This is a genomic window from Parafrankia soli (genome assembly GCF_001854695.1).
In the GTDB taxonomy this organism is placed as follows: domain Bacteria; phylum Actinomycetota; class Actinomycetes; order Frankiales; family Frankiaceae; genus Parafrankia; species Parafrankia soli.
This window is the reverse complement of sequence record NZ_MAXA01000212.1, coordinates 42,542-63,611: the sequence shown is the minus strand read 5'-3', so window position 1 is coordinate 63,611 and position 21,070 is coordinate 42,542. Positions and strand designations below refer to the sequence as shown.

The 21,070-nt window shown below is 72.2% G+C and carries 15 protein-coding genes; 9 read left to right on the top strand and 6 right to left on the bottom strand.

Features of this window, described 5'->3' with window-relative positions; genetic code table 11:
• Window positions 1-1,704 precede the first annotated feature (1,704 nt).
• Both BBK14_RS16270 and BBK14_RS38380 read right to left on the bottom strand, forming a co-directional pair.
• Window positions 1,705-2,220, bottom strand: coding sequence for a carbonic anhydrase (locus BBK14_RS16270; RefSeq protein WP_241831545.1), 516 nt, complete (start codon window positions 2,218-2,220; stop codon window positions 1,705-1,707).
• 553 nt (window positions 2,221-2,773) lie between these two features.
• Entirely contained in the window at window positions 2,774-2,914 is a 141-nt protein-coding gene (locus BBK14_RS38380) for a hypothetical protein (protein WP_157904287.1), read from the bottom strand.
• Window positions 2,915-3,253: 339 nt separating this feature from the next.
• On the opposite strand from BBK14_RS38380, the gene BBK14_RS16265 reads away from it, so the two are divergent.
• The 3 genes from BBK14_RS16265 to BBK14_RS16255 all read left to right on the top strand — a co-directional run bounded on the left by BBK14_RS16265 (window position 3,254) and on the right by BBK14_RS16255 (window position 10,514).
• Complete coding sequence (locus BBK14_RS16265) at window positions 3,254-5,815, top strand: NHL domain-containing protein (RefSeq protein ID WP_071063412.1); 2,562 nt, start codon at window positions 3,254-3,256, stop codon at window positions 5,813-5,815.
• Window positions 5,816-5,916: 101 nt separating this feature from the next.
• The gene (locus BBK14_RS16260) at window positions 5,917-8,235 is read left to right on the top strand and encodes a protein kinase domain-containing protein (RefSeq protein WP_071063411.1); all 2,319 of its coding nucleotides are present in this window, start codon (window positions 5,917-5,919) and stop codon (window positions 8,233-8,235) included.
• Between the two features lie 8 nt (window positions 8,236-8,243).
• Entirely contained in the window at window positions 8,244-10,514 is a 2,271-nt protein-coding gene (locus BBK14_RS16255; RefSeq protein ID WP_071063470.1) for a serine/threonine-protein kinase, read from the top strand.
• Window positions 10,515-10,562: 48 nt separating this feature from the next.
• Here the strand turns inward: BBK14_RS16255 and BBK14_RS16250 are convergent, their stop codons facing one another.
• The 3 genes from BBK14_RS16250 to BBK14_RS16240 all read right to left on the bottom strand — a co-directional run bounded on the left by BBK14_RS16250 (window position 10,563) and on the right by BBK14_RS16240 (window position 13,204).
• The gene (locus tag BBK14_RS16250) at window positions 10,563-11,321 is read right to left on the bottom strand and encodes a Clp protease N-terminal domain-containing protein (protein WP_071063409.1); all 759 of its coding nucleotides are present in this window, start codon (window positions 11,319-11,321) and stop codon (window positions 10,563-10,565) included.
• A 72-nt stretch (window positions 11,322-11,393) separates the two neighbouring features.
• Window positions 11,394-12,266: an ABC transporter permease gene (locus BBK14_RS16245; protein ID WP_071063407.1), complete on the bottom strand. Its 873-nt coding sequence runs from the start codon at window positions 12,264-12,266 to the stop codon at window positions 11,394-11,396.
• Complete coding sequence (locus BBK14_RS16240) at window positions 12,266-13,204, bottom strand: ATP-binding cassette domain-containing protein (RefSeq protein WP_071063405.1); 939 nt, start codon at window positions 13,202-13,204, stop codon at window positions 12,266-12,268. The genes BBK14_RS16245 and BBK14_RS16240 overlap by 1 nt, the downstream gene beginning before the upstream one ends.
• 101 nt (window positions 13,205-13,305) lie before the next feature.
• On the opposite strand from BBK14_RS16240, the gene BBK14_RS16235 reads away from it, so the two are divergent.
• The 6 genes from BBK14_RS16235 (at window position 13,306) to BBK14_RS40200 (ending at window position 19,782) form a co-directional block, all read left to right on the top strand.
• The gene (locus BBK14_RS16235) at window positions 13,306-13,920 is read left to right on the top strand and encodes a TetR/AcrR family transcriptional regulator (protein ID WP_071063403.1); all 615 of its coding nucleotides are present in this window, start codon (window positions 13,306-13,308) and stop codon (window positions 13,918-13,920) included.
• 74 nt (window positions 13,921-13,994) lie between these two features.
• The gene (locus tag BBK14_RS16230) at window positions 13,995-15,701 is read left to right on the top strand and encodes a hypothetical protein (RefSeq protein ID WP_071063401.1); all 1,707 of its coding nucleotides are present in this window, start codon (window positions 13,995-13,997) and stop codon (window positions 15,699-15,701) included.
• A gap of 140 nt (window positions 15,702-15,841) precedes the next feature.
• Window positions 15,842-17,509 (top strand): CocE/NonD family hydrolase, encoded by a 1,668-nt coding sequence (locus BBK14_RS16225; protein ID WP_071063399.1) that lies wholly within the window; start codon window positions 15,842-15,844, stop codon window positions 17,507-17,509.
• 91 nt (window positions 17,510-17,600) lie between these two features.
• Window positions 17,601-18,239, top strand: coding sequence for a TetR family transcriptional regulator (locus tag BBK14_RS16220; protein ID WP_071063397.1), 639 nt, complete (start codon window positions 17,601-17,603; stop codon window positions 18,237-18,239).
• Between the two features lie 92 nt (window positions 18,240-18,331).
• Entirely contained in the window at window positions 18,332-19,276 is a 945-nt protein-coding gene (locus tag BBK14_RS16215) for a TetR/AcrR family transcriptional regulator (RefSeq protein WP_071063394.1), read from the top strand.
• A 212-nt stretch (window positions 19,277-19,488) separates the two neighbouring features.
• A complete protein-coding gene (locus BBK14_RS40200; RefSeq protein ID WP_071063392.1) occupies window positions 19,489-19,782 on the top strand; it encodes a hypothetical protein in 294 nt (97 codons plus the stop codon).
• Here the strand turns inward: BBK14_RS40200 and BBK14_RS16205 are convergent.
• The gene (locus tag BBK14_RS16205; protein WP_071063390.1) at window positions 19,770-21,005 is read right to left on the bottom strand and encodes a sensor domain-containing phosphodiesterase; all 1,236 of its coding nucleotides are present in this window, start codon (window positions 21,003-21,005) and stop codon (window positions 19,770-19,772) included. The two genes, BBK14_RS40200 and BBK14_RS16205, sit on opposite strands and share 13 nt — an antisense overlap.
• Window positions 21,006-21,070: the final 65 nt, after the last annotated feature.

Genomic DNA, 21,070 nt, shown 5'->3' with positions numbered 1-21,070 from the left:
ACGAGGAGTTTCTGTGTCGATTCCATTGTGGCGAACGGGTGTGGCTGGAAGGGTTGTAGTCGGAGAGTATGGTGGCCGTTATATCTACATAGAAAAAGACAGGACCGGAGCTGGTTGGCATATCTACGTCTCGGAGAATCCGCCGGGTGACCCGGGTGAGGGTTGGGATATTTGGGCCGAGAATGAACGCCGGATAGAAGAGTGGTTTTCAGGATCTTGAGATCGCTGTTGAATGGGAATCTGGTTGAACGGATCTTTTTCGTCCGTACTCGGACTCCTGGCGTGCGCCGCGGTCGGGTGGCAGCAGGATCTGCGGGTCTTCGCCTGATCCCGGTTCTCTCATCAATGCTGAGGAGCACCGTGCCGGCCGGGGGCAGGGCTCCGGCAAGGCTGCGGGCTAGTAATTCAGGTTTCATGATTGCCTGAAGTGGTCGTTCGAGTTGGCGGGCGTGGGGGCATGGTGCCTGGGCGATGTTGGTGGCGCCGGTCAGGCGCAGGATGCTGATCGTCAGGTTGCGGAGGCTGGCCATGACCTGAGGGGCGTTGCCGGTGCTGGCGCGGTGGTCGTCCTCGTCGAAGGCGACGTCGCGGATCCAGTGCAACTGGTTCTCGATGGTCCAGTGGCCGCGGGCGAGGTCGTCCTCTCGGGTCCGCCGGTGTGGGGCCGCCGTCGGCGGGTGATCTGGACGGCCTGGACGGCGTGGGGGAGGTCGAGGCCGGCGCGGGCCTCGGTGGCCTTGACGACGCGGTCTCGGTGCGTCCATTTGTCTCGGGTGGCGGCGATTAGATTTTCGGTGAGAGCGGGTGATGTTTTGTCGGCGAGGGTCCATAAGGCGACGTTATCCATGGAAGAATAGCACTTTACGAAATAGGCGCGCCGACCGCTTCGGCCTGCCCTACTCCCCATCCTCTGCCGGCATACGAAGGGATTCTGAAAGCGGGAGGCGGACTGAGTGGGGCCGCAAATTTTACCAGTGGTTTCGCTCGGTGGCGGGACCGTCGCTACTACGCACCCTGATCGAAGGAATGCTGCTATGGCTGCTGACGGGATAGTACTGCGACCCCGCCTCTATAGTTGGGCGATGACAGTGCCAGCAATGGCCTTTGGAGTGATCGGCCTAAGCGGACTGGTAGTTTCCGCTGACGAGGTGGGAGGCGTAGGTGGCCGCATCTTCAGCGGAGCTATAGCGACACTGAGCACCCTCTTGATTGTGAGACTAATTCGCCTTCGAATCGTGGTGGGAGATGTGGGGATTTCACTTCGAAGAATCCAAAACACCAGGAAATTCTCCTGGTCCGAAATAAATTCCACCTCCATCGTCGATGCGGGCGAAGTTCTTCCCTGGCGAATTTCCGTTCTATCGCTCAAGAATGGTAAAACTCTACGCCTGGATGAATATCGGAGCCTTCGAAAGGACCCTTCGTTATCGATCGCCGAATCGGTCGTTCGCCTCTTGGTGGACAAGCGAGCAAACTACTACGGACACGGGTAGGGAATCTGGGCGGCTAAAGGACGGTCTCGCGCTTTAGTGGATAGAGCCGTGAGTGCGGGCCCCGTACGATCCATCAATCATCGAGGTAGGTTCTGGTGAGGCATGTACCGACATCCCTGGCTCGAACCATCTTGACAGGTAGGGCCGCGACTCGGCGAGGCCGGTCGCCGGTGTGGTCCACAGTGAGGCAGCCGGTGGGCGCCGGCGCAGGTCATCGGGTGGCTGCGGGTACAGGCCCGTGGCTGGTGACAACGCCGACGGTGCCCTCAGCGAGCCGGTAGGACAGACCGACTACCGCACATCGTCCTGCGGCGACCTCGGCCGCGAGCAGGACTGACCGGCCGACCAGGCCGTCGACCGTCCGCCGGATATGCGTGCGCACGAACGCGTCGATGTCAGTGTGTCCGGCCGCCCGCGCCGACAACACACTCGGCATCACCCGCTCGACCACGTCCCCGAGATAGCCCGCAGGCGCGGTCCCGTCACGATCTGCCTCGGACGCCGCGGTGACAGCGCCACACGAATCGTGGCCGAGAACGACGACGAGTGGCGCGCCGAGCACGCTGACGCCGTACTCGATGCTGCCCAGAACCTCAGGCCCGGCGACGTGACCGGCGGTCCTCACCACGAAGAGATCCCCCAACCCCCGGTCGAAGATGATCTCAGCTGCCAGGCGGGAATCAGAACATCCGAACAGCACGGCGAACGGATGCTGTCTCGGCGCCACAGCCGATCGACGGTCAGCATCCTGGTTCGGGTGCAGCCGTTCACCGCGCACGAAGCGCGCGTTGCCTTCCCTCAGAACCGCGAACGCCTCAGCGGGCGAGGAAGCAGCGAGATTGAAATCGGGCACGCGCAGCAACCTATCTGGTCAGGCGCCGAACCGAACCCGATCGCGCCAACGCCACCAGCAACCACAACCAGCCGGGCGCCGCGAAGGCCCGGTCGTCGAAGTGTCTCCTCCGGGTGCCGGGCGTCCCTATGCCCGGTCCCGCCCCTCGAACGTGGCCCGCCATCCCAAACCCAAGATAGTCAACGCCGTTGACGGCCTGCGCCTCCGACTGATGATCTTGCTGTTCTACTGAGAGGTATTTGATCTCCGTCGGGAATGGATGGCGCGACGAGCTCACCGCGAACATATGCGAAAATGGTTTTCGCACCTCCACCAGTGATGACGTCACGGAGTGCGATTGTCGTCGCGCCAGCCATGAATGACATCGGGGGCGTACAGGGGATTGGCTGGGGTGACCCGGGTCGATGTCTGGCAGGGCGATGTCGGGTCAGCACGTGGATGTGGTCCCCTGCACGCCTTCCAGCCAGGCGCCTTCGAGGTCGGCGTGACACAGGTCCGCGACGAGGAAGTCGTCCCGGACCAGGCAGATCTCGTTGATGGGACGGCGCCGGGTGTCAGGGTCGTCCACTACGGCGTGAGGGCCGCCCGCGCCGGAGGCCGGCTCCTGGCCTCGTTGTCGGATAGCCGTCAGCGGGTACCGGTCGGTCCGGCGAGTCGGGGCGGGTGCCGCAGCCGCCGGGCATCTCGTTCGCTGCGTTACCGCAGGTCAGAGTGCTGCGGTGGGGTCGAAGCCGGTCATGCGTCGGTCGTGTTAGGGCCCGGGTGGGCGTATCACTGCCGGACCGGGACCGATCGCGCTTTGCTACCATCCGGCACTCTAGGGGTGCCCGAAAAGGGGCACGGATGGTGATAGCGGGCGTGTCTCGCGCACCATCGTTCCGCGGGGCGGCGACCAGGAGGTCGGTCTGTGTCGGTCATCGACCGGGCTCGGGTGGCCACGGCACTGCCGGGGTACGTGCTCGGCCGCGAGCTGGGCGCGGGCGCGTTCGGTCTGGTGATCGCCGGGCGTCGACTCGCACCCGGCCCCGGCGCGCCTGGCCTGGACCAGGCGGGAGGCGACGCGGCGGGCGACGGCGCCGCAACGGACGTGGCCGTCAAGATCCTCGACCTGGGCGTGGCCGACGGTGACGGCCCCAGCGGGGCGTCCGCGGGCACCGTCGTGCTCGGGTCGGATCCCGGTGCCGGTCCGCCGCCGGCCCCGGACGGTGACCAGGACGCCCGGATCCTCACCCAGCTCGATCATCCACACCTGTGCCAGCTGCTCGACATCGTCCCCGCCGACGGGCTGCGGCTGCTGGTGACCGAACTGCTGCCCGGCGGGACGCTGGCCAGCCAGAGCCTGACCCCGCAGGCCGCGTGCGCGGTCGTGCTCGCCGCCGCCGACGCGCTGATGCATGCCCACGCCGCCGGCGTCCTGCACCGCGATGTCAAACCCGCCAACATCCTTTTCACCGCGGACGGCCGGCCGAAACTGACGGACCTGGGCGTGGTCGGGCTCGTCGACGGGACGCCGCTGACCGCCGGCGGGGTCGTCGGAACCGCCCAGTACATGGCACCCGAGCAGGTGACCGGGGGCCGCCTGGGGCCCGCGACGGACATCTACGCGCTGGCCGCGACCCTGTACGAGCTGCTGGTCGGGACGCCGCTGTTCGGTGCCGGCCTGACCGCGCCCGACCTGTTACGCCATCACTGCGAGGTCGTCCCGGCTCCGCCGCCGGGCGTTCCGCCACCGATGGCGGCGGTGCTGGCCAGAGCGCTGGCGAAGGCGCCGGGGGAGCGGCACCGCACCGCCGGGCAGTTCGCCATGGATCTCGCCGCGGCCGCGCGGCTGGGGTACGGCGGCGACTGGCTGGCGCGGGCGGACGTCCCGCTGGCGGTCAGTGACGGGCTGCGCGAGCAGGGGTCGGGGCCCCACCCGGCGCTGGGACCGCCGGGCGCCACCGCCACCGGCACCGGCACCGGCGGCACACCTGGCTGCGGCCCCGGAGGTGCCGGAGCCAGCACAGGGGCCGAGGACGATCCGGCGGGGCGGACCACGAGGCTGGACCCGCCGCTGCCGCCGGTGACCTCCCTGCTTCCGGAGCCCGTGCCTGTCGGCCCGCCCGGCGCGTTCCCGCCTGCGGCGTCAGGCGAGCCGGCCGGTGGCGGCCCCGGCCACCAGGCTGCCGGCCACCATCCCGGCGGACCGTGGGCCACCCCCGGCGCCACGCCTGGCAGAGCACCCGGCGCCGGCCCCGGCGGGCCTGAGGGACCGGCCGGCCGGCGGGCGTCCCGGCGGCGGGTGTGGATTGTCGGCGCCGCGGTCGCGGCGGTGCTGGCGGTCGTGGCCGCGCTGGTCGTCCCGCGGGTCACCGGCGACGAGCAGGCGGTCACCGGTGCCGCTCCGGCCAGCCCGCTGAGTGGTCCGGGTACGGCGGCGGCGCCGGAACGGCCGGGACCGCTGCCGCCGCCACCGCCGTACCCGGTGGTCACGGTGGCCGGGACGGGCGAGGCGGCGTTCTCCGGCGACGGCGGCCCCGCCGGCTCGGCGGCGCTCAACGGCCCGTTCGGGATGGTCGCGGACTGGGCCGGCAACATCTACGTCGCCGACTTCGACAACAACCGGGTCCGGCGGATCACGGCGGACGGGACGATCACCACGATCGCCGGGACCGGCGAGGCGGGCTTCTCCGGCGACGGCGGGCCCGCCACCCAGGCGCAGCTGCGTCAGCCGGCGGCGGTGGCGCTCGACTCGACCGGCAACATCCTGATCGCGGACACGTTCAACCAGCGGATCCGCCGCGTCGACCCGGCCGGGATCATCACCACCGTGGCCGGTGGCGACGACCGCGGGCCCGGCGGCGACGGCGGCCCCGCGACCGAGGCCAGCCTCTGGTACCCCGGCGGGGTCGTGGCCGACCCGACCGGCAACATCTACATCGCCGACAGCGGCAACAACCGGATCCGGCGGGTCGGCACCGACGGGATCATCCAGACCGTGGCCGGCGGGGACGGCGAGGGCGCGTTCGGCGACGGCGGCCCGGCGGTCGACGCCCTGCTGACGTTCCCGATCAGTGTGGCGATGGACCGTCCCGGCCGGCTCTACATCGCCGACTCCGGCAACAACCGGATCCGCCGGATCGGGCTGGACGGGGTGATCGAGACCGTCGCCGGCACCGGCCTGCCCGGCTATTCCGGCGACGGCGGGCCGGCTACCCGCGCCACGCTGCGTTCCCCGCGCGGGGTCGCCGTCGACGCGCGGGGCGCCATCTTCATCACCGACCGGACCAACCGGCGTATCCGGCGGGTCGACCCGTCCGGGATCATCACCACCGTCGCGGGCACCGCCCACCCGGGCCGGGACGAGTCCGTCGACCCGGACGAGATGAGTCCCGATGGGCCGGTCGCGCTCGATCCCACCGGGGACGTCTTCGTCGCCGACCGGCGGCACAACCGGGTGCTCCACGTGGAGCTGACCGGCTCCGGGTAGCACCGGAGCCGCCGGCCGTCCCGGTGCCGGAACGAGAACCAGCGGACCAGACAGCCGGACAACCGACAGACCGGACGACCAGACCAGGACGGAGGGGAGCCGTGCCAGTCGTCGACCGCGCGCGTGTCGCCGCCGCGCTCCCGGGCTACGGGATCGGCGGTGAGCTGGGGTCGGGTGCCTTCGGGCTCGTCCTCGCCGGCTACCACCAGGAGCTCGACCGGCGGGTCGCGGTCAAGGTGCTCTCCAGCGGAGCGGCCGAGGCGGCGGCGGACTTCCGCACCGAGGCCCGGCTGCTCAGCAGGCTCGACCACCCGCACATCGTGCGGACCTACGACTACGTCACCCGCGGTGACCTGTGTCTGCTGGTGATGGAGATGCTGCCCGGCGGGACGCTGACGCACCGGGTGATGCGCCCCGAGGCCGCCTGCGCGGTCGGCCTCGCCGTCGCCGACGCGCTCGCCCACGCGCACGCCCACGGCGTGCTGCACCGCGACATCAAACCGGCGAACATCCTGTTCACCGACGCCGGCCAGCCGAAGATCACCGACTTCGGTATCTCGAAGGTGTTCGAGGGGTCGGCGTCGACGGCGAGCCGGGTGGTGGGCACCCCCCGCTACATGGCCCCCGAGCAGATCACCGGCGACCGGCTCAGCCCGGCCACCGACCTGTACGCGCTCGGCGTCGTCCTCTACGAGCTGTTCACCGGCGCGTCACTGGCCCCGCCGTCGCTGCCGCTGCCGGTGCTGCTGCGCCATCACACCGAGGTCGTCCCGCCCCCGCCGCCGGGGGTTCCGGCTCCGCTGGCCGCCGTGCTGATGCGCAGCCTGGCCAAGCGGCCCGAGGACCGCCATCCCAGCGCCCGGGCGTTCGCGATCGATCTGGCCCGCGCCGCCACCGCCGTGTTCGGGCGGCACTGGCTCGACCGCGCCGGCATCCCGATCCACCTCGCCGACGACGTCCGCCAGATCACCACCCGCAGGTTCGGGCGGGCCCCGCGGGCCGACGACCATCCGTGGCGCGGTGCCGGCGGCCCGGGCCCGGCCGGACGGGTGCGTTCCCGGCTGCCCGCGGTGCTGCTCGCCGGCGGCGGATCCGGCGGCCGGGTGCCGCTCGCGGTGACGGCGCTGGCTGTCCTCCTCGCCCTCGTCGCCGGTGGCGGGGTCGGCTGGGCGGTGTGGGGCCAGCCCGAGCCCGCGCCCCCGGCGCCGCCCGCGCCGCCGCCGGCCTGGCAGCCGGAGCTGGCCACGGGCACGATCACCACCGTGTTCGGGGCCGGCTCGGACGGCTTCTCCGGCGACGGCGGTCCCGCCGTACAGGCGGAGTTCGACCGGGCCAGCGATCTGACCATCGACGCCCCGCGCGGCTACGTCTACGTCGCCGACACCGACAACCACCGGATCCGCCGCGTCGACCGGGCCGGCACGATCACCACGGTCGCCGGCACCGGGGCGGACGGCTTCTCCGGCGACGGCGGCCCGGCCACCGAGGCGCAGCTCGACGAGCCGACCAGTGTCGCGGTCGCCCCCGACGGAACCCTGTACGTCGCCGACACGCGGAACCACCGGGTCCGCCGCATCGGCCGGGACGGGATCATCACCACGATCGCGGGGCAGGACGAGTTCGGTTTCGCCGGTGAGGTGAGCGAGGACGGCCTGGCCTACTCGGGCGACGGCCTACCCGCGGTGAACGCGAAGCTCAACTACCCCAACACCGTGCTGATGGAGACCGACGGGAGTCTGCTGATCGCGGACGGTGAGAACAACCGGGTCCGCCGCATCGGCCTGGACGGGATCATCACCACGATCGCGGGCACCGGCGCGGAGGGCTTCGGCGGTGACGGCGGCCCGGCCACGTCCGCCCGGTTCAGCTATCCGAGCGCGCTGGCCCGCGGCCCCGACGGCAGCCTCTATGTCGCCGACCAGGACAACCACCGGGTGCGCCGCATCGCCGGGGACGGGACGATCAGCACGCTGGCCGGGACGGGAAAGACGGGGTACTCCGGTGACGGCGGCCCGGCCGACCAGGCGCAGATCAACGCGGTCGGCGCCGACCTCGTCGTCGACGCTGCGGGCAACGTCTACCTCTCCGACCCGGGGAGCAACCGGGTCCGCCGCATCGCCCCCGACGGGACCATCACCACGATCGCCGGTACGGGGGTGTCGAAGTACTCCGGCAACGGCGGCCCGGCGACCGCCGCCGAGCTGGTGTACCCGGGCGGACTCGCTCTCGACCAGCTCGGGAACCTCTACATCGCCGACGGTATCGACAGCCGGGTGCGAGCCGTACGCCTCCCGCCGGGCAGCTGCGCCGCCGCGCCGTGCCCGACGTCCTCACCGGCCCCCGGCGCGTCCCCGGCGCCCGCCGGACCCGTCCCGCCCGCGACAGCTGCGACGCCCGCGGTCGCGGGCACCGCGGCCTAGGGTCCGGCGTGCCCGCCGTCGACCGCGCGCGGATCGCCCACGCGCTGCCCCGCTACATCCTCGGCGACCAGCTCGGCTCGGGCTCGTTCGGCCTGGTCATCGCCGGGCACCACCAGGATCTCGACCGCCCTGTCGCGATCAAGATCCTGGTGGCGGCGCTCGCGGACGACTTCCGGGCCGAGGCGCGGATGCTCAGCCGCCTCGACCACCCGCACATCGTCCGCATCTACGACTACGTCGCCCAGGACGACCTGTGCCTGCTGATCATGGAGAAGTTGGGGGGCGGCAGCCTCGCCCAGCACCGCCTGCGGGCCGAGGCGGCCCTCGCCGTCGGGGTGGCCGTCGCCGACGCGCTCGCCCACGCGCACGCCCATGGCGTGCTGCACCGTGACATCAAGCCGGACAACATCCTGTTCACCGACGCCGGGCAGCCCAAGCTCACCGACTTCGGCATCGGGAAGATCGTCGAGGGTGGGGCGGGTACGGTCAGCCGCGCCGTCGGTACCCCGAAGTACATGGCGCCCGAGCAGATCACCGGTGCGCCGGTCGGGCCGCCCGCGGACCTCTACGCGCTCGGCGCCGTCCTCTACGAGCTGGCCGCGGGCCGGCCCATGTTCGACCCCGGGCTGGGGGTCGCGCAGCTGCTGCGCCATCAGTGCGAGGTCGACCCGCCCGCGCCGCCCGGCGTGCCGCCGGTGGTGAGCGACATCATCCTGCGTGCGCTGGCCAAGGATCCCGCCGCCCGCCAGCCCGGCGCGCACGAGCTGGCCCGCGCCCTGGCGGAGGCGGCCCTCGGTCTGTTCGGCCCGGACTGGCTGGCGCGCAGCGGGCTGATCGTCCGGCGCACCGAGACCACGGACGCACCGGATCCGCCCGGTGGCACCGGCACCGTCCGCCGCTTCACCCCGGCCGCGGGACGGTCCGTCCCGCCCGGACCCTCCGGTCCGGTGAGCCCACCCGGCGAACCCGGCCCGCCGGGCTCACCGGGGGCGGCTGACCTGGCGGTGACGTCCGGTCCGGTGGCGGTTCCGGTCGCGCCGGGTGGGCCCGGTCCGGGGGGCTCCGCGGGTTCCGGCGGCGCCTCCGGGCCGCCGGGGCGGAACCTGTTCGAGGGCACCCCGTACGGCCCGCGCCGGCGTACCGCCGGGTGGGGCGGGCGGCGCGTCACCGCCGCCGTGGCCGCCGGGGTGGCCGCGGTCGCCCTGGCCGTCACCGGAGTGGTCGTGCTCGTCGGCGGCGGTGCGGGCTCCGACGACCAGGTCGCCGTCCCCGTCACCCCGACCGCCCCGCCGCGGACTCCCGCGCCCGCGACGATCGACAGCATCGCCGCCTGGGCCGCCGCGCCGTCCGGCGGCTTCTACGTCGTCGAGGACGGCGGCACCCGGCTGTTGCGGCTGGGTTTGGACGGGAAGGTGTCCGTCGTCGCGGGCACCGGTGCGCAGGGGTCGGACGGTGACGGGGGCCCCGCCGTCCAGGCACGCCTGCGTGGGCTCGACGCCGTCGCGGTCGACGGCGCCGGCACCGTCTATCTCGGCGAGGACTCGAACGGCAAGATCAGGAGGATCGGCCGCGACGGGGTGATCACGACGGTGGTGGGTGGCGGGACGCGCCTCGCCCGGGAGGGCGAGCCGGCAACCGAGGTCTCGCTCTCCTTCATCTCAGGCCCGATAGCCGTCGACACGGACGGCGACCTCTACCTCTACGGCGCGGGCCGGATCTACCGGGTCGACCGCGACGGCATCCTGCACGTCGTCGCCCGCACGCAGGAGCCGGGATCCACCGAGGCGCCCCCGGAGGGCGAGGAGGACGTGCCCGTCGTCGCGGCCAACATCGGTGACCTGGAGGTACGCGACGGACAGGTCTACATCGCCGACTACTCCGCCGACCGGATCCAGGTGCTCGGCCCGGACGGCGCCGTGCGCACCCTGGCCGGCGGCGGCCGGGAGGGCGACAGCGGGGACGGCGGCCCGGCGACCGCCGCCGCCCTGAGCCTGTCCGTCGATGCCTCTGTCCTCGCGTTCGACCCGGCGGGCGGTCTGTACGTCGTCGAGTCCCTCGGCAACCGGGTGCGGCGGGTCGACCCCGGCGGGACCATCACCACCGTCGCCGGCACCGGCGAGCTCGGCTCGGACGGCGACGGCGGCCCCGCCGCGAAGGCCCGGCTCTGGTTTCCCCGCCGCATCACGGTCGACGCCGCGGGCGTCCTGTACGTGAACGAGACCGGCACGACCATCCGACGGGTCGGCCTCGACGGGATCATCACCACGATTCACGAGTGACCGTGGCGCCGCGAGCGTGAGAGCGCGAGTCCCCGGGCCGTCGCCAGGTCAGGACGGGGACACACCGGAGTCCTGGCCGCCGGTGATCAGGGAGAGGACCTCGGCGAGGTAGGTCTCGGCCGCGGTCTTGCTGATCCCCAGGGCGGTGAGCGGGCCGGTGCCGTCCTCCAGCTCCAGCAGCGCCAGCAGGATGTGTTCGGTGCCGACGTAGTTGTGCCCCAGCCGCAGCGCCTCCCGGAAGGTGAGCTCCAGGGCCTTCTTGGACGGCCCGTCGAACGGGATCAGAGCGGGAAGGTCGTCCACCCGCGGGGGCAGGGCCGCGGTCACCGCCTGGCGGACGGCGTCGAGGGAGACACCCTGGGCGGCGATGGCGGCCGGGCCGAGGCCCTCCGGGTCGGCGAGCAGACCGAGGATCAGGTGGCCGGGGGTGATCTCGGCGTTGCCCGCCGCCCGGGTCTCGTTCTGGGCGGCGACGATGCTGTTGCGGGCCCGCGGGGTGTAGCGGCCGAACCCCTGTGACGGGTCGAGGCTGGACGGCTCGCCGGGCCCCTTGGGTACGAAGCGCTTCTGGGCGGCCTGCTTCGTCACGCCCATGCTGGCGCCGATCTCCGTCCAGGATGCGCCGGAGCGGCGGGCCTGGTCGACGAAGTGGCCGATGAGGTGGTCGGCCACCTCGCCGAGGTGGTCGGCGACCATGACGGCGTCGGTGAGCTGGTCGAGGGCGTCCGAGTGCGCCGTCTTGATCGCCGCGATGAGGTCGTCGAGGCGGACGGGGTTGCTGATGGGGACGGGGCTCGGGTTCGTCATTCGTCAACTCTAGGTTGACGCTCCTCGGAGCGTCAACCTAGAGTTGACGAATGGCTGCGGCTGCGGGTGCGTTCAGTCGGTCGTGCGGCGCCGGTAGAGGGCGACCGCCAGCGGCGCGCACACCGCGACGATCCCCACCGACCAGAGCACGGCGGCGACCACCGGGTGCTGCATCGGCCAGGCGTCCGCGGTGGCCGAGGGGTTCGGATTGCCGAACAGGTCCCGCGCGGCCGCCGTCACCGCGCTGACCGGGTTCCACTCGGCGATCGCCCGCACCGCGGCCGGCATGCCGGCCGTGGGCACCATCGCGTTGGAGACGAACGCGAGCGGGAACAACACCACCAGCCCGATCCCCTGCGCGCTCTCCGGGCCGTCACTGACCATGCCCAGGCACGCCGTCGCCCAGGCCAGCGCGTAGGCGAACAGCAGCGGGATCGCGAACGCCGCCGCGAACCGGGCCGGCGAGGTGTGCGGCCGCCAGCCGATCGCCAGCCCGGTGAGCACGACGATCGACATGCACACCAGCGACGAGAGCAGGTCGGACAGCGACCGGCCGACGAGGACGGCGGCCCGCCAGATCGGCAGGGTGCGGAACCGGTCGACGGCGCCGCTGCCCAGATCCGTGCTCAGGCCGACCGCCGTCCCGATCGAGGCGGTCGTGAGGTTCAGCGAGATCAGCCCGGCGATGGCGAACTGCTTGTAGTCCCCGCCTCCGACGGCCACGCCGCCGCTGAGCACGTACACGAACAGCAGCGTGAACAGCACCGGCTGGATGGTCACGTCGGACAGTTGCAGAGGTTCCCGGGCGACGTGGACGAGGTTGCGGCGGGTCAGCACGACGACGTCGCGCACCGCCTGGCCGATCGAGCCCGACCGCGCGGGCGCCGCGGGCGCCGTGGGGGCGATCGGCGTGGGGGTGCCGGTCGCGACGGTGAGCTGGGACATCAGGACACTCCCTGGCCGGTGAGCGCGAAGAAGACGTCGTCGAGGGACGGGGCGTGCACGACGACGTCGTCGACGAGCGCGCCCACCCCGTCGAGGGCCCGGATGACCTCGGTCGCCACCCCGGAGCCGCTGCGCACCCCGGCCCGCAGCCGCCGCCCGCCCGCGTCCACGTCCACCCGGCCCTCGACGAGAGGCGCCAACGCGGGGAGCGCGCCGTCGTGCGGGGCGCTCAGCGTGACTTCCAGCCGGTGCCCGCCGGTCGCCGCCTTCAGCTCACCGGCGGTGCCGCGGGCGACGACCCGGCCGTGGTCGATCACCACGATGCGGTCGGCGAGCGCGTCGGCCTCCTCCAGGTACTGGGTGGTCAGCAGGATCGTCGTGCCGGCCGCGACGAGGTCGCGCACGACGTCCCACATCCGCGCCCGGCTCGTCGGGTCCAGCCCGGTGGTCGGCTCGTCGAGGAACAGCACGGCCGGGTGGGCGACCAGGCTGGCGGCGAGGTCGAGGCGCCGGCGCATCCCGCCCGAGTAGCCCTTCACCACGCGGTCGGCGGCGCCGGCCAGCTCGAACCGCTCCAGCAGCTCGTCGGCGCGGGTGGCGGCCGCGCCGCGGCGCAGGCCGCTGAGCTCGGCGACCATCCGCAGGTTCTGCCGGCCGGTCAGCGCCTCGTCGACGGTGGCGTCCTGCGCGGTCACGCCGATGCGTCGGCGGACCTCGCCGGCCTGGGTGACGACGTCGTAGCCGGCGACGCGGGCGTGACCGGCGTCCGGCCGGGCCAGCGTCGTCAGGATCCGCACGGCGGTGCTCTTGCCCGCCCCGTTCGGGCCGAGGACGCCGAGGATCGTTCCCGCGGGGACGCTCAGGTCGACCCCGGCCAGCGCCTGGGTGTCGCCGTAGCGTTTCGCGAGGTCCGTCGCCTCGATCATGATCTGGTCCATCCGGGCTCCGTCCCGCCGAATATTTACCTGCCAGCAGGTAAGCTGACTTACCTGTCGCAAGGTAAGTAACGTCGTGTCAGGTCGTCAAGTAGGTTGAGATCATGCCCAGACCGCCCGCGCCCACCGAAGGGGAGAAGAGCACCCGGGAACGGATCCTCGACGTGGCCCTGGAGCTGTTCAGCACCGCCGGGTACGAAGCGGTGTCGCTGCGCGAGATCGCGGAGCGGATGAACTTCACGAAGGCGGCGCTCTACTACCACTTCTCGAGCAAGGACGACATCCTGCTCGCCCTGCACCTGCGTCTGCACGATCTCGGCCGGGCGGGCTTCGACGACCTCGAGGCGGATCTGGCCCGCCCGGAGCGCTGGCCGCAGCTGCTCGACCTCGTCGTCAACACCATGCTGGCGAACCGGTCGCTGTTCCTGTTCCACATCCGCAACCACAGCGCGCTCGAGCGGCTGCACAGCCACAGCCACGACGCCGACCACGCCGACCTGCAGGAGCGGTTCCAGCGGATCCTCACCGACGAGACCGTCCCGGTGGAGCTGCGGGTGCGGCTGATGTGCGCCCTCGGCGCGATCGCCGGCGGGTTCGTGCTCGGCGGTGAGGTGCTCGCCGCCGTCCCGGACGCCGACCTCGGCCGGATGCTGCGCGCCGCCGTCGGTGACCTGATGTCCCCGGCCGCCGCCCTCGCGCAGCCGACCCGCACCTCCTGACCGAACCACGCCGTGTCGCGCGGGTAGCCGTCAGGTGGCGACGGGTGGCCGCGCACCTGCCATGATCCAGGGCCATGACGACGCGGGACGGGCGGCAGCCGGCCAGCCGGCGGGGATTCCTCGACGCGACGCTGCGGCTGGCGGCCTCCGGCGGGCTCGCCGCGGTCGCCGGCACCGGGGCGGCGGGCTGCGACGGCCCGGCGCCCGATCCGGGCGGCGCCCCGTCGGCCACCGCCGCGCCCCGGCCCTTCGCCACCGGCACGCCGGGCCCGATCGCCGCCACCGACCTGGTGGACGTCGACACGCTCTGGGGCTGGGTCGAGCGGATGACCGCGGCGGGACCGCGGTTCACCGGCTCGGCGGCGCACCGGCACCACATCGACGACCTCGAGCGACAGCTGCGCGACTACGGCCTCGAGGTGACCCGTCATCCGACCCCGCTGTCGCAGTGGCTCGCGCGGTCCTGGTCGCTGCGGGTCACCGACGCCACCGGCGCGACCCGGTCGGTGCCTGTCGCCTACTACCGGCCGTACTCGGGGGAGACCGGCCCGGCCGGTGTCGAGGGACCGCTGGTCGACCTGGGCGCCGGCGCCGAAGCCGACTACCAGGCCGCCGGCGCCGGCCTGGCGGGCGCCGCGAGCGGCCCGGGTGCTCTGGGAGCCCCGGATGCCCCGGGCGTCCCGGGCGCGGGGTCGCCGTCCGGGGCGATCGTGCTGGTCGACGCCCCGGTGGCCCGGCTGCGTGCCTCGGTGCTCGCCGACCTGGCGTACGACGTCCACCCGCCCGAGGCCCGCGCCGAGTTCGCGGCGGAGGACTACTCCCGGGTCTGGCTGGGGGTCCCGCCGGCGCCGGGCCTGTCCACCGCCCGCGCCCACGGCGCCGTCGGCATGATCGAGGTCTCCGACATGTCACCCGCCCTCGCCGCCGGGCAGTACACCCCGCACCAGCAGGAGCACGCCGACCTCCCGGCGCTGCGGGTCGACCGGGAGCAGGGCGCCCTCCTGCGCGGCCTGCTCGCCCGCGGGCCGGTGCGCGCCACCCTCGTCCTGGACGCCGACCGGAGCCGCACCACCGTCGACTACCTGCTGGCCCGCCTGCCAGGAGCCGGGCCGCGCCAGGACCCACGAACCGTCCTCGTCGCCACCCACACCGACGGGCAGAACGCGCTCGAGGAGAACGGCGGCCCGGCGCTGCTCGCGCTCGCCGAGTACTTCAGCCGGTTCCCGGCCGCCACCCGCCGCCGCGACCTGCTGTTCATGTTCTCTCCGAGCCACATGACCGCCGAGACGGCGACCGTGAAGCCGGACGAGTGGCTGCGCGAGCACCCCGACATCACGGCGGGGATCGACATGGCGCTCGCCGTCGAACACCTCGGCGCCATGGCCTGGGACGACGACGGCGGCACCGGCCCCTACCGCGCCACCGGCCGCACCGAGCCGGTCGCCGTCGCGGTGGGCAACAGCGAGACCCTGCGCCGGCTGGCCACCGACGAGGTCCGCCACAGCGACCTGGCCCGCACCGGCATCCAGAAGCCGTTCCAGGACGGCCTCTACGGCGAGGGGACCTTCGCCTACCGACTCGGCATCCCCACCATCGCGATGATCACCGGGCCGGCCTACCTGTTGCAGGTCACCCCGGGCGACAACCTCGACAAGCTGGACCGGGACCTACTGCATCGCCAGACGCTCTTCCTGGCCCGGCTGCTCGCCCGGATGACCGAGCTGCCCCCGATCGCCGAACTGCCCCGGGTCACCGGGCTGCCCGGCACCACGCCGGCCTGAGTACGGAGGCAGTCGATACCAGCTGTAGCGGCGACCAGAACAGGATGCTGACCGTCGAATCCGGTATGCGGAATTGAGGACCGTCGTGACCTTCTTCAAATTGTATGGCAGCATCTGCCGTCTGATTGGGAAGGAGCCTCATGGCCAGATGTGCGCCAACGTTCATCCGCCGCTTCGCTCCGGTCGCCGCTCTGGCGGTCGCCGCATCTTTGTCCGCATCGGCTTTGTCCGCAACGGCCGGTATCGCCGCCCCGTCGACATCCCCGCCCACGCCCGTCCTCGCCCGGCCTTTATCGGCGGACACACAGGCCTGGTGGAACTACGACCGTCCGGCCACCTATCAGACCGTCTCCACCGAGACCACAGTTCCGGCCCGGGACGGCACCCCGCTCAGCTGCACCCTGGTCCGGCCGGCGACCAACGGTGCGCCGGCCGTGGGTACCTTCCCCGGCCTGGTCGTCGAGTTCACTCCGTATACGGCATTACGGGCGAGCTACGTCGCCAGCGAGGCCACCTATTTCGCGACCCACGGCTATAACGCCCTGGTCTGCAACCTGCGGGGGACCGGCGGATCAGGGGGCACCTGGCAGCACGCCATGTCGCCCCAGGACGGCAAGGATGCCCGCGACCTGGTCGAATGGCTGGCCGTCCAGCCCTTCTCGAACGGCCGGATCGGAATGACCGGCGAGAGCTACGGCGGTGACACGACCTACGCCGCCGCCATCAACCAGCCTCCGCACCTGGTCGCCATCGCCCCGCTGCAGTCCCCGGCCGACCTCTACAGCGACGTCATCTATCCGGGTGGCATCAAGACCACAGAGGGCGGCAGCATCGACAACTGGCCCGACACCGCTCAGCTGATCAGCGGCGGAGCGATCAACGCCGAGGCCGAGTACGCGGCCAACCGCGCGCACCCCACCTACGACGACTACTGGCAGTCACGATCGTTCGTCGGCCGTCATCATGCGATCAACGTCCCGATTTTCGCGATGGGCGGCTGGGTCGACCAGTACTTCCGCTCCGGCCAGTTCACCAACATCGAAGGTGCCCTCGGCCGCACGTGGGCCATCTACGGCCAGTGGCCGCACCAGGCCCCGCTGCGGTATCCGAGCTGCGGGCGGGTCTGCAACTCCGAAGGACTCTCCCCGGGGATCACACTCGCCTGGTTCGACCACTGGGTGATGCGGATTCCCAACGTCCCGATCCCGCCCCGGCCGACGCTGGTCAGTTACGCCGGCGCCAGCCCCGGCACGACCTCAGCGGGATGGCGGGAGATCATCGGCTACCGGCCGACCGGCACCACCACGCGAGCGTTCACCCTCAACCCGGACGGCTCGCTGGGAGCGGCCAGCCCGACGGCCGGAACCAGGACGTTCCACCAGCCGCAGGATCCGTCGACCGCCGGGGGGTCCGTCCTCTTCCAGACCAGCGCGCTCACCGCACCGACGGCGCTGTTCGGCCGCCCGACGCTCACGCTGCGGGCGAGGCTGTCCGGCCCGGACGCCAACCTCTACGTCGAACTGCTCGACGTCGGACCTGACGGTACCGAGACGCTGGTCAACAACGGCTTCCTCCGGGCCAGCCACCGGATCTCGAGCGTCGTGCCCACCCCGGTGCCGACCGGGGCACCCGTCACCCTCACCGTTCCGATCCGGCCGGACGACTGGCAGTTCGGGGCCGGCCACCGCATCGCCGTGCGCGTCTCCGGCGGCGTCTCGACGATGCTCACCCAGAATCCGACCCCGGTCGACGTCACCGTCGCCACCGGCGTCGGCGGCTCCGCCCTGACCCTTCCGACCGTCGCCTGACCCTGACCCTGAGCCTGTGGGGCCTGCCCGGCGCCTAGCCTGGTGGTGGACGGTCCGATCCACCGTCACGGGCGCACGGGCAGGAGGGGGAGTGGCTGGGGACGGCGCAAAGCGGCCGTACCGGACATCGCCGAGTGTGCGACAGGCCCGGGCCGACCGGCTGGAAGCCGCGGCCCGGGCCGTCGAGTCAGCCGCTCTCCAGTTGTTCGAGCTCCGCGGATTCGACGTGGTGACGGTCGACGACATCGCGGCCGCCGCGAGGATCTCCGTCCGCACGTTCTACCGCTACTTCCCGGCCAAGGACGATGTCCTGCGGGCCGTCCTCCGGCGCCGGGCACAGGCCGTCGCAACCGCCCTGGCGACCCGACCTGCGGACGAGGCGCCGATGCGTTCGGTCCGCCAGGCCGTCCAGGACGTCGTCGCCGCCGAGGACTCGGCCGAGGTCGCCCGGTGGGTCCAGGTCGTGGAGGCCAGCCTCTACGCCACCCGGGTGATGCTCGGTGTGAGCATCCTGGAGTTCAACGGCGTCCTCGCCGAGTTCCTTGGCATGCGGCTGGGTAAGGCGCCCGACGACCTGGAGCCCGCGATGCTCGCAGTCGCCGCGGGTGCGATCATCCTCGTCGCACAGACCCGCTGGTATCTGCTCGGCGGAGACCTGGCGGCGACGATCAGCGATGCCCTCACCGTCATCGACACCGTCGTCCTGGGCGGGGCCGGCGCCAGCGAATGATGCGCCATCCCTCGCTCCGAGGAGTGGAAGCCATCGTGGCAGACGTTTCACGTCGCACCTGATCGAAGCCGCGCGCGGCTAGTGTTGGACGGGTGGATGACCGGCAGCCGGAACCTCGCGCCGCGAGCGGGGGAACCGGGCCTGGTGCGGCACTCGGCCCGCTGTGGGAAAGTCCGCCGGCGCCGCCCGGACCCGGGCTGACCCGCGCGGCGATCGTCGGAGCCGCCATCGACATCGCCGACCGCGAAGGGCTCGACGCGGTCTCCATCCGCCGGGTCGCGGCCGTGCTCGACGCCCGGCCGATGAGCCTCTACACCCACGTCCCGAGCAAGGACGACCTGCTCGACCTCATGACCGACCGGGTCGCCGGGGAGGCCGTCCTGACCGAGGCGCTGCCCACGGACTGGCGGGCGGCGATGCGGGCCATCGCTGCCCGCAGCCGGGAAGTGGGCCTGCGCCATACGTGGATGCTGCGGTCCGTCGTGAAACGCGGAAACATCGGCCCGAACGCCGTGCGACACATCGAGCAGTCGTTCGAGGCCCTCGCCGGCCTGCGGGTGGAGACCAGCCGCAGGATTGAAATCCTGCGGGCCGTGGACACGTTCGTGATCGGGCACATCCTCGGGGAGGTCTCCGCGCGCAAGCGCGAGGGCCAACAGGCGTGCGCCGCCGACGGCCCGGCCCCAGAGCGCAGTTCGGCCCCAGACCAGAACCTGGCCCCTGAGCGTCGCCTGGCCGCGGAGCAGGACCGGGCCCCGGCGCGGGCGGGTGGCGGCGGGGACGAGCGCGACCGTGGCACGGGAGCGCCCGCGGTCGATCGCGCGGTGCCCGGCCTGCCGGCCGAACCGCGCTGGCAGGCCGTCGTCGAGCATCTGCACCAGCTCGCGGCGAGTGGACAGCACCCGGCGCTCGCCGAGGTGCTGACCGAACCGCTCACGCTCTCGGGCGGGCATGCGGACCGGGCCTTCGAGCAGGGCCTCGACTGGCTGCTGTCCGGCATCGCCGCCACCCTGCCACCAGACGCCGCCGCGGCCTGATTCCCCGCCGGCGGTAACCGCCGAGGTCGACGTTGGAATAGGGGAGAACCCGGAAAGTCAACACGACTTTTCCCATTCGACTGCCCCACCCCCCGGCCAGCAGGCAGCATGCGCCAGGACCGGTGTCCAGATTGCCTGGACCCACCATCCCGACACCCCGTCGTCGCGCGCCGCCGTCGTGCGAGGCACGGAACGGCCGGAGGAGCCTGACGATGACCGAATCCACGTCGGAGCAGCCCCAACTCTCCTGGAACTTCGACAGTCTGGACGTCACGGACCCCGAACCGCTGCCGGCCGACCATCCGCTGCGCCATGACGCCCGCGTCCGGATCCTGCCGCACCTGTCCTGGTCGGCTCCCGGCGGCCTCAGCCGCGGCTTCGACCTCTTCACCGACAACCTCCGGAGACCGGCCACCCCTGAACCGGACCCGGTGTTCCGCGGAACACCGGAACACCGGCCCCGTACGTCGGCTCGCGCCCCGTCGTGCGGGGGTCAGCCGGGGTAGTTGGCGAGTGCGACGGCCGGGGCGCAGGCGGCGCGTGCGGTGCGGGCGGGTGCGCCGAGCAGGTAGCCCTGGCCGAAGTCGATGCCGGCGTCGATGGCGACCCGCAGCTCGGCGGTGTTCTCGATGCCCTCGGCGATCACGCAGCCGCCGATCTCCGCGGCGACGTCCACGATGGCGGCGGCGACGGCGCGGCGGGCGGGGTCGCCGTCCATCCCGTGAGTGATCAGATAGTCGAGTTTCACGATCTCGGGCCGCAGGTGGATGAGCTGTTCGAGGCCGGCGTAGCCGGTGCCGATGTCGTCCACCGCGATCTGGGCGCCGAGCGCGCGCAGCGCGTGGATGCCGCGCATGACCACCGGGTCGGCGCTGAAGTACTCGTGCTCGGTGATCTCGACGATCAGTCGTTCGCAGGCCGGGAACGGGGCCAGCAGGCCGACCAGACCGGAGGTGATGGTGGCCGGTGAGGCGTTCACGGCGAGGGTGACCGAGCGGGGCAGCTCGGACATCACGGTCAGTGCGCGCCGGATGGCCGTCAGCTCGAGGTCCGTGCCGAGCCCGACGCTGCTGGCGACGGCGTACCAACCCTCCGGGTCGTCGGTCGATCCCGGGAAGCGTGACAGCGCCTCGACTCCCACCACGCCGCCATCGGAGAGGTCGACCACCGGCTGGAAGACGATCTGCGGGCCACCGGCGTCGATGAGGTCGTTGATCACCCGGGAGACCCGGCTGCGCGTCTCCCACACCCGGTGCAGGTCGATGACGGCGTCGCTGAGGAACGCGGCCAGCAGGCTGAGGAACCGGCCGTCGCGTTCGCGCAGCTCCGGGCGGGGCTGGTGCGCGAGGCAGCCGAGGATGCCGTAGATGTCGTTGTCGTTGTCGTAGACCGGCGTGGCCACGTACGCCCCGATACCCAGTACCCGGACGGTGCCCGCGCCGACGGTCCGCGGGTCGCGGTGGGTGTCGGGGATGATGACCGGCTGATCGTGGGCGAGTACCTGAGTGTAAAGGGCCGCCTCGCGGCGGATCGTGCTGCCCGGCGCGATGCCGAAACCGGCCGCGTCGCCGTTGACGACCTGTAGCACCAGCAGGTTGCCCTCGACCCGGCCCAGCCAGGCGAGATCCATGCCGAGGTGGCGGCGCAGCACCCCGAGCAGGTCGGCCACCGCGGGGTCCGGTTCCACGACCTCGATCGGTGGGCCCAGTGGCGACGCCGGACGCGCCATGGGCACCACCTCCTCGCTACGGCATGCCCAGGCCGGTGCGGCACACACACCGCGGCACGGCCGAG

Bases quoted from the DNA above. Each gene is read 5' to 3' on its own strand.
- BBK14_RS16240 (WP_071063405.1), bottom strand. From the start codon at position 13,204: ATGGACCAGATCATGATCGAGGCGACGGACCTCGCGAAACGCTACGGC.
- BBK14_RS16245 (WP_071063407.1), bottom strand. From the start codon at position 12,266: ATGTCCCAGCTCACCGTCGCGACCGGCACCCCCACGCCGATCGCCCCC.
- BBK14_RS16225 (WP_071063399.1), top strand. From the start codon at position 15,842: ATGGCCAGATGTGCGCCAACGTTCATCCGCCGCTTCGCTCCGGTCGCC.
- BBK14_RS16235 (WP_071063403.1), top strand. From the start codon at position 13,306: ATGCCCAGACCGCCCGCGCCCACCGAAGGGGAGAAGAGCACCCGGGAA.
- BBK14_RS40200 (WP_071063392.1), top strand. From the start codon at position 19,489: ATGACCGAATCCACGTCGGAGCAGCCCCAACTCTCCTGGAACTTCGAC.
- BBK14_RS16230 (WP_071063401.1), top strand. From the start codon at position 13,995: ATGACGACGCGGGACGGGCGGCAGCCGGCCAGCCGGCGGGGATTCCTC.
- BBK14_RS16205 (WP_071063390.1), bottom strand. From the start codon at position 21,005: ATGGCGCGTCCGGCGTCGCCACTGGGCCCACCGATCGAGGTCGTGGAA.
- BBK14_RS16250 (WP_071063409.1), bottom strand. From the start codon at position 11,321: ATGACGAACCCGAGCCCCGTCCCCATCAGCAACCCCGTCCGCCTCGAC.